Origin of the sequence: Delftia sp. ZNC0008 (assembly GCF_000799035.1) — a bacterium.
GTDB lineage: Bacteria > Pseudomonadota > Gammaproteobacteria > Burkholderiales > Burkholderiaceae_C > Comamonas > Comamonas tsuruhatensis.
In genome coordinates, this window is record NZ_JTKZ01000467.1 from 1 (window position 1) to 15,473 (window position 15,473).

General features: G+C 66.6%; 14 protein-coding genes. 11 read left to right on the forward strand and 3 right to left on the reverse strand.

From position 1 onward, the window contains the following. From L995_RS15780 to arsC, 7 genes are all read left to right on the forward strand, one after another. Positions 1-558, forward strand: a 558-nt coding sequence (locus L995_RS15780) for a FecR domain-containing protein (RefSeq protein WP_047472576.1), incomplete at its 5' end; no start/stop codon positions are given. Positions 559-739: 181 nt separating this feature from the next. Next, a complete protein-coding gene (locus L995_RS15785) occupies positions 740-3,175 on the forward strand; it encodes a TonB-dependent siderophore receptor (RefSeq protein WP_231574447.1) in 2,436 nt (811 codons plus the stop codon). Positions 3,176-3,858: 683 nt separating this feature from the next. Beyond that, positions 3,859-4,182, forward strand: a complete 324-nt coding sequence (locus tag L995_RS15790; protein WP_016445460.1) for an ArsR/SmtB family transcription factor — start codon at positions 3,859-3,861, stop codon at positions 4,180-4,182. A 12-nt stretch (positions 4,183-4,194) separates the two neighbouring features. Continuing rightward, the gene (locus L995_RS15795; protein ID WP_046988451.1) at positions 4,195-4,695 is read left to right on the forward strand and encodes an ArsI/CadI family heavy metal resistance metalloenzyme; all 501 of its coding nucleotides are present in this window, start codon (positions 4,195-4,197) and stop codon (positions 4,693-4,695) included. A gap of 6 nt (positions 4,696-4,701) precedes the next feature. Beyond that, complete coding sequence (locus tag L995_RS15800) at positions 4,702-5,208, forward strand: arsenate reductase ArsC (RefSeq protein ID WP_016445462.1); 507 nt, start codon at positions 4,702-4,704, stop codon at positions 5,206-5,208. A 53-nt stretch (positions 5,209-5,261) separates the two neighbouring features. Further along, positions 5,262-6,551, forward strand: a complete 1,290-nt coding sequence (locus L995_RS15805) for an arsenic transporter (protein ID WP_016445463.1) — start codon at positions 5,262-5,264, stop codon at positions 6,549-6,551. Between the two features lie 24 nt (positions 6,552-6,575). Beyond that, a complete protein-coding gene (gene arsC / locus L995_RS15810) occupies positions 6,576-7,007 on the forward strand; it encodes an arsenate reductase (glutaredoxin) (RefSeq protein WP_016450895.1) in 432 nt (143 codons plus the stop codon). A 101-nt stretch (positions 7,008-7,108) separates the two neighbouring features. On the opposite strand, the gene L995_RS15815 is transcribed toward arsC, so the two are convergent. Then, the gene (locus L995_RS15815) at positions 7,109-7,687 is read right to left on the reverse strand and encodes a TetR/AcrR family transcriptional regulator (RefSeq protein ID WP_047472578.1); all 579 of its coding nucleotides are present in this window, start codon (positions 7,685-7,687) and stop codon (positions 7,109-7,111) included. Between the two features lie 84 nt (positions 7,688-7,771). Here L995_RS15815 and L995_RS15820 point away from each other — a divergent pair, with 84 nt between their 5' ends. Further along, positions 7,772-8,239, forward strand: a complete 468-nt coding sequence (locus L995_RS15820) for a nuclear transport factor 2 family protein (protein ID WP_046240238.1) — start codon at positions 7,772-7,774, stop codon at positions 8,237-8,239. Positions 8,240-8,310: 71 nt separating this feature from the next. Here L995_RS15820 and L995_RS15825 read toward each other — a convergent pair whose 3' ends face one another. Both L995_RS15825 and L995_RS15830 read right to left on the reverse strand, forming a co-directional pair. Beyond that, on the reverse strand, positions 8,311-8,637 hold the full coding sequence (locus L995_RS15825) for a hypothetical protein (protein ID WP_047217169.1): 327 nt from the start codon (positions 8,635-8,637) through the stop codon (positions 8,311-8,313). A 140-nt stretch (positions 8,638-8,777) separates the two neighbouring features. Continuing rightward, on the reverse strand, positions 8,778-10,283 hold the full coding sequence (locus tag L995_RS15830) for an efflux transporter outer membrane subunit (protein WP_047472579.1): 1,506 nt from the start codon (positions 10,281-10,283) through the stop codon (positions 8,778-8,780). 89 nt (positions 10,284-10,372) lie between these two features. Between L995_RS15830 and L995_RS15835 the strand changes: the two genes are divergently transcribed. From L995_RS15835 to L995_RS15845, 3 genes are all read left to right on the forward strand, one after another. After that, positions 10,373-10,990 (forward strand): TetR/AcrR family transcriptional regulator, encoded by a 618-nt coding sequence (locus tag L995_RS15835; protein ID WP_016445469.1) that lies wholly within the window; start codon positions 10,373-10,375, stop codon positions 10,988-10,990. A 77-nt stretch (positions 10,991-11,067) separates the two neighbouring features. Further along, complete coding sequence (locus L995_RS15840; RefSeq protein WP_047472580.1) at positions 11,068-12,252, forward strand: efflux RND transporter periplasmic adaptor subunit; 1,185 nt, start codon at positions 11,068-11,070, stop codon at positions 12,250-12,252. Further along, positions 12,245-15,313 (forward strand): efflux RND transporter permease subunit, encoded by a 3,069-nt coding sequence (locus tag L995_RS15845; protein ID WP_047472581.1) that lies wholly within the window; start codon positions 12,245-12,247, stop codon positions 15,311-15,313. The genes L995_RS15840 and L995_RS15845 overlap by 8 nt, the downstream gene beginning before the upstream one ends. Positions 15,314-15,473: the final 160 nt, after the last annotated feature.

A 15,473-nucleotide genomic window follows, 5' to 3' on the forward strand; every position in this document is an offset into this window, starting at 1 on the left:
CCGCGTGACCTGGATTTCAGCCCGCAGCAGCGCCTGGTGCGCTTGCGCGGCGGCGACATCGAGGTGGCCACGGCCCAGGGCCTGAAGGATAGTGCGCCGCCCTTGCTCGTCGAAACCCGCCATGGCCGCATACGTGCCCTGGGCACGCGCTTCGTCGTGCGCCAGCGCGGCCAGGGGCCCAGCCGGGTTGCGGTCTTTGAAGGCGCCACGGAGATCGCGCCCCGCGAACGGCCCGGCCACCTCCATCTGCTGCAAACAGGCCAGCAGGCGCAGTTCGACGCTCAGGCCACCACGCCGGCCGGGCCCGCCGATCCGGCCCTGGCAGCCTGGACGCGCGGCATGCTGGTGGCCCAGGACATGCCGCTGGCCGAGTTCCTGGACCAGCTGTCGCGCTACCGGCCCGGCCACCTGGACTGCGATGGCGCCGTGGCGCAGCTGCCCGTCAGCGGCACCTATCCGCTGGCCGACACCGACCAGGTGCTGGCCATGCTGCTGGCCACCCTGCCGGTGCGCCTGCGCACGGCCACGCGCTACTGGGTGGTGGTCGAGCCGGCCTGATTTCCTGGCTCTTGTCGATCCTGGCTGATCGCTTTTCGCGTCTCGCGGGGCAATGGAGATGAAGCGCTTTTTTCTGCGCCCGCATTCCATTGCCAACCATCCAGGACCGAGGGACACGCACACCATGGGCCATCACCCGACTTTTCGCGCCACACGACTGGCATTTCAACTGCGGCAGGCCTTGCGCCCCGCCGTTCTGGCACTGCCGCTGGTGGCGGTGCTTGCCCCGGCGCAGGCCCACGCACAGGCACAGCCCCACGCCCAGGCAGTGCAGCGCTACGACATTCCTGCCGGGCCGCTGACCGCCACGCTCAATCGCTTTGGCGCCCAGGCGGGCATCCTGCTGTCCTTCTCCACCGCCCAGACCGCAGACAGGACCAGCCCCGGCGTGCAGGGTGATCGAACCGTGGACCAGGCCCTGTCCGCGCTGCTGGCCGGCACGGGCCTGCAGGCCCTGCCGCGCGAGGGCGGCGGCTTTGTGGTGCGACTGTCCCTGGCCGTGGGAACGCCCACCGGCGCGGCCACGCTGGCCGAGGTGCGCGTCACCGCCCAGGCCGAGCGCAGCGCCGTCACCGAGGGCACGCAGTCCTACGCCGCCAGCGAATCGCGGGCCGCCACGGGCCTGTCCCTGTCGCTGCGCGAGACGCCGCAGTCGGTCAGCGTGATCACGCGCCAGCGCATGGACGACCAGGGCATCGTGCTGCAGGAAGACATCGCCCGCCAGACCACGGGCCTGAGTTATGCGCAGTACGGTCCCACGGGCGGCGACACCAACCAGTTCTTCGCGCGGGGCTTTCAGATCAAGAACTTCCAGGTCGATGGCGTCAACCGCCTGTTCAGCGACTACCCGGCCATCTTCCAGACCAGCGACATGGCCATGTTCGACCGCGTCGAAGTCGTGCGCGGCGCCTCGGGGCTGATGAGCGGCGCGGGCACGCCCGGCGCCACCATCAACCTGGTGCGCAAGCTGCCCACGGCCGAGTTCCAGGGCAGCGCCAGGCTCACGGCAGGCTCCTGGGATTTCGCACGTGCCGAGGTGGATCTGTCATCGCCGCTCAACGCCTCCGGATCGGTGCGCGGGCGCATCGTGGCCGTATCGCAGAACCGCCATTCCAAGGTCGACTACGAGCAGGACCGCAGCCGCTCGCTGTACGGCGTGGTGGAGGCTGACCTGTCGCCGTCCACGCTGGCCACCGTGGGCTTTTCCGCGCAGGACTACGACGCTTCTGGCGTAGGCCGTGGGGGCCGGCCTTTCTTCTACACGGATGGCACGCGCATCGATTGGAGCCGCTCCGCGTCCTCGGGCGCGCGCTGGGCCTCGGCACGGCGGGACTACCGCAGCGTCTTCGCCTCGCTCGAACACCGCATGGCCAGCGACTGGCGCCTGAAGGCCATCTACACGCTCGACCGCAGCAGCTATGACGAGATTCCGGGCTGGACCAATGAACAGCCTGTGGACCGCACCACCGGCGCAGGTGCCGGCCTGTGGGCCGCCTGGTGGACGGGGCGGCCTCGGCAGGACACGCTGGACCTCACGGCTTCCGGTCCCTTCCAGCTGCTGGGACGTCAGCACCAGGCCGCCTTCGGCGCCAGTGTGGCGCGCACGCGCAACGACAGCGGCTCGCATGGCCGCTGGGCCTTCCCCGGCTGGGACAACACCATAGACAACCTCTTCACCTGGGATGGCCGCACGCCGGTGCAGCCCGACAACCCGGTACTAGGCCGCAGCGCGGCCGTGGAACGCAGCAGCAGTGCTTACGGATCGCTGCAGCTGCGCCCCACGGACCGGCTGTCCGTCATCGCGGGCGCACGCATCACGAACTGGAAGCGTCGCGACAGCTACACCGATTTCGCCAGCGGCGAGACCAGCGGCAGCGCCATGGCCGAAAACGGCAAGCTCACGCCCTTCGCCGGCCTGGTGCTGGACGTGGGCCGCGACTGGTCGGCCTATGCCAGCTATACCGATATTTTCCAGGCGCAGAGCAGCCTGGACATCCACGGCAAAAAGCTCGATCCCCTACTGGGCCGCAGCTACGAGCTGGGCCTCAAGGGCGAGCTGCTGGACAAGCGCCTGCAGGTGGGCGCCGCCGTCTACCGCCTGCTGCAGGACAACGTGGCCCAGGCCATCACGGGCAGCTACGCGCCCAATGGCGAGCAGGCCTACCGTGCCGTCAAGGGCGCCGAAACGCGTGGCTTCGAGGTGGAGATGACCGGCGAAATCCGCCGCCACTGGAACGCCTCCGTCGGCTTTGCCCGCAACATCGCGCGCGACGCCGAGCGCAACCGCCTGAACCCCGAAATCCCGCGCAACACCCTCAAGCTGTTCACCACTTACCGCCTGCCTCATATAGGCCACGGCCTGACCGTGGGCGGCGGCGCGCGCTGGCAAAGCGGCACCTGGAGCGACCTCTCCTTCCTGGGCCTGCCCAACGTCAGCCGTGTCGAGCAGAAAAGCTATGCTGTGGCCGACCTGATGGTGCAATACGCCATCAATCCGAAGCTCACGGTCTCGGCCAACCTCTACAACGTCTTCGACCGCAAGTACCAAGGGGTCTCGACCTCGTCGTACTACGGGGAGGCGCGGAATATGCGCGTGGCGGTGTCTATGAAGTTCTGAAATGTTTTCAGCTGCGCCCCGTGTGAACGTCGTCAGCATCAGTGGATGTGCTGTCCGCCGTTGATGGCGATGTTTGCGAGGGTAGAGCTGTCAGGGTGTCATGGCGAGCCTGGCCGTCCATCCGTGTTTCGGGACTGCAAGTTTGAGTGGGGGTGAGACGATCACTGGCACGGGGCGAGCGCCCGGAGAATACCCTAGCCTTCGAGTAGCCCCACCATTTGGGCCAGCGCTTGTCGCAGGGGCTAAGGACTGCTTGGTGCCATGCAGCGTGAGTTCGCCCGGCGGCGGGGGGGCGGCAGCTGCCGAGGCAAAGCCGACACCGACAGGCCTGCGACAAACGACTGCAACGGGTCGGTAGCTGCCACACAAGAGCCCATGGCAACGCGCGACGCCGCCGCACATCGGCCCTGAGCCCTTGCGCCTCGGCCGATAGCTCGCTCCTCAGCCTTGCTGGCCAAAAAACTAAAGTGCAGTGGCGCGTTTTCCGTACAGACGAAAGTTCAGTGGCGCATCTCTCTAAGGATCGCTGGCGCATGGCTTGCGAGGACCTGAGAAATCAACGAGTTATCTGCGTGACGCGCGGCGTGTTCAGTGGCGTTCCGCACGGAGCTTGCGCAATGGAGCCGCACGGCCGCCCTCATTTTTTTTCAACAACAATTCAACAATAGTTGTATTATTGATGCATGCAAGAAACCCAAGTCATCCGATCGCTTTCGGCCCTGGCCCATGAAGCGCGCCTGCGCGTTTTCCGCGCCCTGGTAGTCGCCGGCCCTGCGGGGCTTACGCCCAGCGCCTTGGCCGAACAGTTGGGTATCGCACCCAACGCGCTGTCGTTCCACCTCAAGGAGCTGTCCCATGCCGAGCTGGTCAGCCAGGAGCGCCTGGGCCGCAATGTGCTGTACCGGGCGTCCTTTGCGGCGATGAACGACCTGCTCGCCTACCTCACCGAAAACTGCTGCCAGGGCGCCGCATGCGCCACGGTGGATGCCTTGCCCTGCAACTGCTGAACGGAGTCCACGATGAAACGCTTCCATGTCCATATGCACGTCGACGATCTGGCCAAGAACATCGCGTTCTATTCCCAGCTGTTTGGTGCCGAGCCCGCCCGCGTGGAAAGCGACTACGCGAAGTGGATGCTGGACGAGCCCCGGGTGAACTTCGCCATTTCGACGCGAGGCGAGAAAGCCGGCCTGGACCACCTGGGCTTCCAAGTGGATGAGGCCGAGGAGCTGGATGCGCTCAAGGCACGCGCCAGGGCCGCCGACCTGGCGATGCTCGACGAAGGCGCCACCACCTGCTGCTATGCACGCAGCGACAAGCACTGGATCACCGATCCCCAGGGGATTGCCTGGGAGCACTTTCATTCGCTGGAGAACATTCCCGTGTTTCACGAGGCCCCTGATGCAGCTGTCGAAGCCAGCGGCGCGTGCTGCGCGCCGACGGCCCCGCGCCAGGCGGCCGCATCTGCCTGCTGCGCCCCAGGCACCGTAGCTGCCTCTTCCTCCAAGTCCTGCTGCTAAGCCACCATGTCTGATTCCATCACCCCCCTGAATGTCCTGTTCCTGTGCACTCACAACTCGGCGCGCAGCATCCTGGCCGAAGCTTTGCTCAACGACATGGGCAATGGGCGCTTCAAAGCGTATTCGGCCGGCAGCAGCCCCCGCGCGAATCAGCAGCCCAATCCCTTGAGCTTGCAGGTGCTGCAACGTGCCGGCGTATCTGTGCAGGGGCTGCGCAGCAAGAGTTGGGATGAGTTCGCGGCCCCGCAGGCGCCGCAGATGGACCTGATCATCACCGTCTGCGACAACGCAGCTGGCGAGGTCTGCCCGATCTGGCCCGGCCACCCCGCCACCGCCCACTGGGGATACGCCGATCCCTCGCAGGGAGACGCATCTGAAGAGGTCAAGCTGGAAGCATTCCGACAGACTCTGCACATGATGCGTCGTCGTCTGGAGCTGCTGGTCAACCTGCCCGACGACAAGCTGGAAAAGGCAAGGCTGCAGGGCACCGCCCGCGAACTGGCCTCCCACTGACGCCCCCTTCGTCCACGAATGCGCGCCTTCTGAAACCCGAATCTCCCAGCACCATGCTCATGGCAGTCCTGATCTTCATCTCCACCCTTGTGCTGGTTATCTGGCAGCCGCGCGGCCTGGGCATTGGCTGGAGCGCCTCGCTGGGCGCGGTCGTTGCCCTGCTGGCCGGCGTGGTGCATCTTTCCGACATTCCAGTGGTCTGGGGCATCGTGTGGAATGCGACCGCCACCTTTGTGGCCGTCATCATCATCAGCCTGCTGCTTGACGAGGCCGGCTTCTTCGAATGGGCCGCGCTGCACTTCGCACGCTGGGGCGGCGGCCGGGGCAGCAAGCTGTTCGCGTTCATCGTGCTGCTGGGTGCGGCTGTGTCCGCCTTGTTCGCCAACGACGGCGCCGCCCTGATTCTCACGCCCATCGTGATGGCCATGCTCGTGGCGCTGGGCTTTTCGCCCTCCGCCACGCTGGCATTCGTCATGGCGGCAGGCTTCATCGCCGACACGGCCAGCCTGCCGCTGATCGTCTCCAACCTGGTCAACATCGTCTCGGCCGACTTTTTCAACATCGGCTTCAACGAATACGCCTCGGTAATGGTGCCGGTCAATCTCGCCTCGGTGCTGGCCAGCCTCGCCATGCTGATGCTGTTCTTTCGGCGCGGCATTCCCGCAACCTATGACCTGGCCCAGCTCAGGCGCCCGGCCGATGCGATCCGCGATCCGGCGACCTTTCGCGCGGGCTGGGTGGTCCTGGTCCTGCTGTTGGTCGGCTTCTTCGGGCTGGAGCCGCTGGGCGTGCCTGTCAGCGCGGTCGCGGCCGCAGGTGCCGCCCTGCTGCTGGCCGTGGCGGCACGCGGCTGCGTCATCAGCACCCGCAAGGTACTGCATGGCGCGCCGTGGCAGATCGTCGTGTTCTCGCTGGGCATGTATCTGGTGGTCTACGGATTGCGCAATGCCGGGCTGATCACCTCTATCGCATCCGTTCTGGACCGCTTTGCCCAAGGCGGCGTCTGGGGCGCAGCCATCGGCACGGGAGTGCTCTCGGCCCTGCTGTCGTCTGTGATGAACAACATGCCCACCGTGCTGGTGGGTGCGCTGTCGATCGATGCCTCCAGTGCCACCGGCGTGGTCAGGGATGCCATGGTCTACGCCAACGTGATCGGCTGCGACCTGGGCCCGAAGATTACGCCCATCGGTAGCCTGGCCACGCTGCTGTGGCTGCATGTACTGGCCAGCAAAGGCATGACCATCGGATGGGGCTACTACTTCAGGGTCGGTACGGTTTTGACGGCCCCCGTGCTGCTCATCACGCTTGCCGCCCTTGCGCTGCGCCTGAGCGTGGCTGCCTGAATTCCCTCACAGAACCCACCTGCCATGAGCACCATCACGATCTATCACAACCCCGCCTGCGGCACATCGCGCAACGTGCTGGCCCTGATCCGCAACAGCGGCGAGGAGCCCGCCGTCATCGAATACCTCAAGACACCGCCCGACCGGGCCACGCTGGAGCGGCTGCTGGCGGACCTGGCCCTGCCTGTGCGGGAGGTTCTGCGGCAAAAAGGTACGCCGTATGACGAGATGGGCCTGGGCGACCCGGAATGGACCGATGCCCAGCTGATCGACGCCATGCTCCGGCACCCTATCCTCATCAATCGCCCCATTGTGGTGACGCCACTGGGCACGCGCCTGTGCCGGCCATCCGAGGTGGTGCTGGACATACTGCCGCGTCCCCAGCAAGGGGCATTCTCCAAGGAGGACGGCGAAGCCGTCATCGACGCGGCAGGACAGCGTGTGGCAAAGCACTGACTTGCCAGATCCGGCCCCTGCGTGGCCAAAGGTGGCGAGGCAGCAACGACCTGCCGCTGTGGCGCGCCGAAGCCTCAGCGGCGCCCCGCTCCTGAGCCGGCTCACCACCCGGGGCGGCTCACGATCCCTTCGGCCGCTGCCTTGAAGTTCGCCATGACTTCATCGATCGGCTGACCCATCTGCGCATGGACGATGGCGCCATCCGCCACCAGGGTGAGCGCAGCGCCCACGGACAGGGGATGGCCACCGAACAGGCGATCCAGCACGGACGACATTTCCTGCTTGTGCCGCCGGACCGTCGCCAGGATCTCAGGGTCGGACGAGCCCAGTTCGGCAGCGGCATTGAGAAAGGCGCAGCCCCGAAAGTCGGGCTGGCCGAACCAGCTCCTGAGGGTGGTGGACAGGGCATCCAACGCTGACGAGCCCCCGGCGGCCTGCTGCGCCAGGCTGGCCTGGAACCAGGAAATCCACCGTTCATGGCGGTAGTCGAGGTACGCACGGATCAGGTCGTCCTTGCTGGCGTACTGGCGGTAGAAGGTGACTTTGCTGACCGACGACCGCTCGATGATCCGGTCCACACCCGTGGCCCGGATGCCCTCTGCGTAGAAGAGGCCGTGGGCGGCTACCAGGATGCGCTCGCGGGGGGGCAATGACTCGAAGGATGGCTCGGGAGTTTTCATGAAGACATTGTAGACAGATCGTTCCACCTCCGTTAGAGTGGTGCATGTAGACAGATCGTTCTACATCTTTTCAAAGGTCACATCATGGAAACTCGCCCACCCCTGCCCCCGTTCTCTCTCGCAAGCGCCGTCCAAAAGGTCCGTTTGGCCGAGGATGGATGGAACACACGCGATGCGGCCAAGGTCGCGATGGCCTATACCCTCGACACGAAATGGCGCAACCGGGCGGAGTTCGCCAACAGCCGCGCCGAGGCCCAGGCCCTTCTTGAGAGGAAGTGGAAGAAGGAGCTGGACTACCGGCTGATCAAGGAGCTTTGGCTGTACGCGGAAAACCGGATCGCAGTCCGCTACGCCTATGAGTGGCACGACGATGCCGGGAACTGGTTCCGGTCGTACGGCAACGAGAACTGGGAATTCGAGGCCGACGGTCTCATGCGCCGGCGCTTCGCATGCATCAACGACATGCCCATCCAGGAATCGGAGCGCAAGTTCCACTGGCCGCTGGGGCGTCGCCCCGATGACCACCCCGGTCTGTCCGACCTGGGCCTGTAGGCAAAGCCCCGGGCCACGTCCCCAGGCAGCCAGCCGCTGCCGCGATGGCCTGGGCGGGAAGGCGCTCCGCCTTACCGACTCAGCGCCTTGCGGACCTCCGCCTGGAACGCCTCGCTGTTGCGAAGGCGCAGGTACTCCTGGTATGCGGCCCGATATTCCTGCGTTTCGACTCCGTAGGAGATCGATATCTCCGCATGGCGGTCCAATCCGGCGCGGCGCCAGAGTGCGAGATCGGCGATGACTTCGGCGCGGGAAAGCGCTGCGTCCGATGTGGCTGCCGAGGCGTCTTGCGGCTGCGAATGGGCTGCGAAGCAGGTCGAGAAGGCAATGGCCGCAAGCGCCGGCTTCAGGATGCGTGCGGCTGCAGCAACGGTGGGGGAGGGGGTTGTGTTTGGCATGGTTTGACGGATGGGGGTGGGTGGAGCCGGGCCATGGCTTGGGCCGCCTGCTTGGGCAGGTCGCCTGGGCCGCATGTCCCGCAGGGGTGTTCGGTTGCTTTGCTGTGTGGAAAGGGGGCTCCTTTCGGGAAGTGGCAGGTTCAGGGGGCAACGCTGGCGGGAAGACCGTGGCTGGCGGCCGCCAACGCCCTGGAAGGCAGGGGCTCCGGCTTCCAGCCGCCGCCCAGCGCCTTGAAGATCGCGACCGTCGAGCGCGCCGACTCCATCCGGGCCTGCGCCTGTGCATCGAGCACGCCCAGCAGGCTTTCATCCGCCTGCAGCACCTCGATCAGGCTGACCACGCCCTTGTCGTAGGCGGCGCCTGCGGCCTGCCGGGCCAGCGTGAGCGCATCCGCACCCCTGGCGAGCACGGCCATCAGCTCCTGCCGCCTGTCCAGCGAGACCAGGGCGTTCTCCACTTCTTCCGTGGCGCGCAGTACCGACTGCCGGTAGGCGGCAAGGCTTTCCGCCTCCTGTGCCTGCGCCTGGTGGATCTGGGCGTTGATGCGACCGAAGTCGAACAGCCGCCAGCGCAGGCCGCCCACAACGCTGGCCTGCGACGCGCCGGCGCTGAAGAGATTGCCTGCGGAGATGGAGGTGACGCTGCCGATCAGGCCGCTGATCGACAGCTTCGGGTAGTACTCGGCGATCGCCGCGCCGATGCGTGCGTTCGACGCTGCCAGGCGCCGCTCCGCCGCGATGAGGTCCGGGCGTCGCCGCAGCAGATCGCCGGGCGCCTCCGCCAGGGAAAGGGTTGGCAGCACGGGGACCGGGCGGGGATCGGCCAGTTCGGCCCGGTGCGTGCCGGGTGCCGTGGCCAGCATCACGTCCATGGCGTTGAGGGCGGCCTCGAGCGCATTTTCCAGCGGCGGGACGGTGGCTTGTGCCCGTGCGAGCGCTCCCTCGACCTGGCGCAGCTGAAGCTCCGGTGCCAGGCCTTTGCCAAACCGCAGTTCGACGATGGAGCGCAGTTGCTGCTGGGTTTGCACTTGCGAGCGTGCCACTGCCAGCCGCGCCTGCAGGCCGCGAATCTGGATATAGGTGTCCGCAGTCTGTGCGGCCACCGCGAGCCGCACGGCAGTGGCGCCGGCTTCCGATGCCTGGTACTCGGCCAGGGAAGCCTGCCGGGCCCTGCGCAGGCCGCCGAAGAGATCAAGCTCCCAGCTGGCCCCGAGGTTGGCCTCCTGGGCGCTGCCGTAGCGATCGAACCCCGGCATGGAGTCGAGCACCCGGCCCAGCGGAGTTTCGACCGACTGATAGCTCCTGGCCGTTTGCGCCGAGATCTGGGCCGACGGCAGCAGGGCGGCTGCCACCGCATCCAGCCCGGCGCGTGCCTGAAGCACGCGGCCAGCGGCCTGGGCAACATCCAGGTTTTGCTTCAGTGCCGCCGTGACGAGGCGCGCCATCTGCGGATCGCCAAAGGCTGCCCACCAGGCTGCAAGGTCCGTGGAGGAGGCCGGCGAGGGCGGCTTGGTCTCACCCAGAACGCGGCTGCCCATGTAGGCCTGGGGCAGGGCCGTGGCGGGCGGCTGGTAGTCAGGGCCTACCGCACACCCTGCACAGAGGCTGGCGAGCATCAGAAAGACGGGGGCGGCAAGACGCGGCATGTTCAACAGTCAGAAGCGTGGTGACGCTGTGACTATATTCCAAAATGGTCACTTGCATAGTATTTTTTTGATGGAGTAAGCTAGGCCGCATGAGCACCACCAACGTCTATCCGACCTCTGCGCGCGGCCCGGTCGAACACGATGTCCGGCAACAGATCGTGACTGCGGCGAAAGAGCATTTCAGCCGCTACGGCTACGAGAAAACCACGGTGTCCGACCTTGCCAAGGCCATCGGCTTTTCCAAGGCCTACATCTACAAGTTCTTCGAGTCCAAGCAGGTCATCGGCGAGATGATCTGTTCCAACTGCCTGATGGAGATGGAGGCGGAGATCCGCCAGGCCGTCGCCAGCACGGATGCGCCTCCCGAGCAGCTGCGGCGCCTGTTCAAGGCGATCGTCGCTGCCACGCTGCGGCTTTTCTCCGAGGACCGCAAGCTGTACGAGATCGCCATTTCGGCGTCGGCCGAGCGCTGGCAGGCAGCGCAGGCCTATGAGGAACGCATGCATCAGCTGCTGCTGCAGGTGCTCGACGCCGGGCGCCAGCGGGGCGATTTCGAGCGCAAGACGCCGCTGGATGAAACCGGGCGCGCCATCTTCCTGGTCATGCTCCCCTATCTGAACCCGGTGATGCTGCAGCACAGCCTCGACCATGCGGACGAGGCGCCCGCACAACTGGCCGGATTGGTGCTGAGAAGCCTGTCGCCCTAAATCCTGCAGTTGTGACCATTGACATAAATGGTCACTAATCACAGAATCGGGTCCTGCTCATTGATCGGGACCCCCTCATGCTTCGGCACCGCCATCTGTCCATCGCCGCTGTCGGCGCACTGTCACTTGCACTCGCAGCCTGCGGCAAAAGCCCGCCGCCGGATCCGCGCACCCAGCCACCCCTCGTTCGCACCACCCTGGTAGCGCCAGGCAATGCTTCCGAGCGCGTCTTCACCGGCACCATCGCGGCCAGGGTGCAGGGCGATCTTGGATTTCGCGTGGCCGGCAAGGTGCTCGAGCGCCTGGTGGATACAGGCCAGACGGTCAGGCGCGGCCAGGCATTGCTGCGCCTCGACCCGGTGGACCTGAAGCTGGCCGCCCATGCCCAGCAGGAGGCCGTCGCAGCCGCCAGGGCACGGGCCCAGCAGGCCAGCGACGAGGAGCAGCGCTACCGTGACCTGCAGGGAACGGGTGCCGTTTCGGCCTTGGCCCATGAACAGATCAAGGCGGCCGCGGATGCCGCCCGCGCCCAGCTCAGGGCGGCCGAAGCGCAGGCCGCCGCAGCGCTGAACGCCAGCCGCTACGCCGAACTGCTGGCCGATGCCGATGGCATCGTGATGGAAACACTTGCCGAGCCTGGCCAGGTCGTCAGTGCCGGCCAGGTGGTCGTGCGCCTCGCCCATGCCGGCAGGCGCGAAGCGGTCGTCCAGTTGCCCGAGACACTGCGGCCCGCGCTGGGCTCGGCGGCCCAGGCCCGCCTGTTCGGCAGGGAGGATGTGGTCATCCCCGCCAGACTGCGCCAGCTGTCCGATGTGGCCGACCGGGCCACCCGCACCTTTGAGGCCCGCTATGTGCTGGACGCCGGCGCGGCGGCCAGCGCCCCGCTGGGCAGCACGGTCACGCTCAGGATTGGCGGGACATCGACATCGACATCGACATCGACAGCGACAGCGACGGCCGGCAAGGCAACCCTGCAGGTCCCCATCGGCGCCATCCTCGATGAGGGCAAGGGCGCCGCTGTCTGGGTGGTGCAGGGCGATCAGGTCAGGCGCCAGCCCGTCACCGTGGTTCAGGTACAGGACGGCAATGCCCAGGTGGCGGGTGCGCTCGACCAGGGGGACCGGATCGTCGCGCTCGGCGCGCATTTGCTGAGCGAGGGTGCGCAGGTGCGGCTGGACAGCGAGGCGCCGGCGCCTTCAACGGCAACAACGGCAACAACGTCCACGGCGTCCTCCGTGTCCAAGGGAGCGTCCCGTGAGTGAAGGCCGTTTCAACCTGTCGGCGCTTGCCGTCCGTGAGCGCTCCATCACGCTGTTCCTGATCCTGCTGATTTCGCTGACGGGTGTCTTTGCCTTCCTGAAGCTGGGCCGGGCGGAAGATCCGGCCTTCACCGTCAAGGTCATGACCATCATCACGGCCTGGCCTGGCGCCACCCCGCAGGAAATGCAGGACCAGGTGGCAGAGAAGCTGGAAAAGCGCCTGCAGGAGCTGCGCTGGTATGACCGCACCGAAACCTTCGTCAGACCGGGGCTGGCCTTCACCACGCTGACCCTGCTCGACTCCACGCCCCCCGGCGAGGTGCAGGAGGAGTTCTACCAGGCCCGCAAGAAGCTCGGTGACGAAGCCCGCAACCTGCCGGCGGGCGTGATCGGTCCGATGGTGAACGACGAGTACGCCGACGTGACCTTTGCGATCTACGCCCTCAAGGCGCGCGGCGAAGAGCCCCGGGCGCTGGTGCGCGATGCCGAAGCCTTGCGCCAGCGTCTTTTGCATGTGCCGGGCGTCAAGAAGGTCAACATCGTCGGCGAGCAATCCGAGCGGATCTACGTGGAGTTCTCGCACGAGCGCCTGGCCACGCTGGGCATCAGCCCGCAGGACGTCTTCGCGGCATTGAACAACCAGAACGCCCTCACCCCTGCCGGGTCGGTGGAGACCCAGGGACCGCAGGTGTTCATCCGCATCGACGGGGCGTTCGACGCGCTGCAGAAGATCCGCGACACGCCCATCGTGGCCCAGGGCCGCACGGTCAAGCTGTCCGACATCGCCACCGTCCAGCGCGGCTACGAAGACCCCTCGACCTTCATCATCCGCAACGGTGCGGAGCCGGCCTTGCTGCTGGGCGTCGTCATGCGCGACGGCTGGAACGGGCTGGACCTGGGCAAGGCGCTGGACCGGGAGGTGGGTGCCATCAATGCAGACATGCCGCTGGGCATGGGCCTGACCAAGGTGACGGACCAGGCCGTGAACATCAGCGCCTCCGTCGATGAGTTCATGCTCAAGTTCCTGGCCGCGCTGCTGGTCGTGCTGGTGGTGTGCTTCGCCAGCATGGGCTGGCGCGTTGGCGTGGTGGTGGCTGCGGCCGTGCCGCTGACGCTGGCGGCCGTGTTCATCATCATGGCCGCCACGGGAAAGAATTTCGACCGCATCACGCTCGGCTCGCTGATCCTTGCGCTGGGCCTGCTGGTGGACGACGCCATCATCGCCATCGAGATGATGGTGGTGAAGATGGAAGAGGGCTACGACCGCGTGGCCGCGTCCGCCTACGCCTGGAGCCATACCGCGGCGCCCATGCTGTCCGGAACGCTGGTGACGGCGGTGGGCTTCATGCCCAACGGATTCGCACGCTCCACGGCGGGCGAGTACACCAGCAACATGTTCTGGATCGTCGGCATCGCGCTCATCGTGTCCTGGGTGGTGGCCGTGGTGTTCACGCCCTATCTGGGCGTGAAGATGCTGCCCCCTCTCAAGAAGGTCGAAGGCGGACATGCGGCGATGTATGGCACGCCCCGCTACGAGCGCCTGCGGCGCGTGCTGGGCAAGGTGATCGCCCGCAAGGGCATGGTGGCCGCAGTCGTGGGCGGGCTCATGGTGGCTTCCGTGCTGGGCATGTCCATCGTGAAGAAGCAGTTCTTTCCCATCTCCGACCGGCCCGAGGTGATGGTCGAGGTGCAGATGCCCTACGGCACCTCCATCGGCCAGACGAGCGAGACCACCCGCACGGTGGAAGCCTGGCTGCTGCAGCAGCCCGAATCGGAGATCGTGACCGCCTATATCGGCCAGGGCGCACCGCGCTTTTTTCTGGCCATCTCGCCTGAGCTGCCCGACCCGTCGTTCGCCAAGATCGTCGTGCGCACCGCCAACCAGGCGCAGCGCGACGCGCTCAAGCTCAGGCTGCGCGAGGCCATCGCCCAGGGACTGGCCCCGCAGGCGCAGGTGCGCGCATCGCAGATCGTGTTCGGGCCGTACTCCCCGTTCCCCGTGGCGTATCGCGTCTCCGGCCCCGACCCGCAGCGGCTGCGCGACATTGCCGGCCAGGTGCACCAGGTGCTGCACGACAGCCCGATGATGCGGACCGTGAACTCCGACTGGGGCGTGCGCACCCCTGTCATGCGCTTCACCCTGGACCAGGACCGGCTGCAGGCCATGGGCCTGACCTCCGCGGCAGTCGCGCAGCAGCTGCAATTCCTGCTCAGCGGCGTGCCCGTGACCACCGTGCGCGAGGACATCCGCACCGTGCAGGTGATGGCGCGTTCTGCGGGCGGCACCCGCCACGATGTGGCCAGGGTCGGCGACTTCACGCTCACCAACGCCACTGGCCAGCGCATACCGCTGTCGCAGCTGGGCGAGGTCACCGTGCAGATGGAGGAGCCCGTCATGCGCCGCCGCGACCGCATGCCCACCATCACGGTCCGCGGAGACATCGATGACAGCCTGCAGCCGCCCGATGTCTCTGCGGCCATCACCCGGCAGCTGGAGCCCATCAGGAAGGCGTTGCCTGCGGGCTACCGCATCGACGAGGCCGGCTCCATCGAGGAATCCGGCAAGGCCATGACGGCCATGCTGCCCCTGTTCCCGATCATGATCGCCATCACGCTGATCATCATCATCTTGCAGGTGCGGTCGATATCGGCCATGGTCATGGTGTTCCTGACCAGCCCCCTGGGATTGATCGGCGTGGTGCCGACGCTGATCGTCTTTCAGCAGCCCTTCGGCATCAATGCACTGGTGGGGCTGATCGCGCTGTCGGGCATCCTGATGCGCAACACGCTGATCCTGATCGGGCAGATCCAGCACAACGAGCAGGAGGGGCTTGCGCCGTTCCAGGCGGTGGTGGAGGCCACCGTCCAGCGCGCCCGGCCCGTGATCCTGACCGCGCTGGCGGCGATCCTGGCCTTCATCCCGCTGACCCAATCGGTGTTCTGGGGAACGCTGGCCTATACGCTGATCGGCGGCACGCTGGCCGGCACGGTGCTGACGCTGGTCTTCCTGCCCGCCATGTACTCGATCTGGTTCAGGATCAGGCCCGGCGAATCCCCGCGCTGATCCACGGCAAATGCGCCAGCGGCCCGGGCCGATTGGCCACAATGGCGCATCCCGTTCCAGGCTCAGGAGGCCATGCATGTCCGATATCCGCTGCGGCGATTCCACCCACCATCGCACCTCTTGGGGCCGCCGCTGCGCGCGCGCCGCCGCACCCGTACGG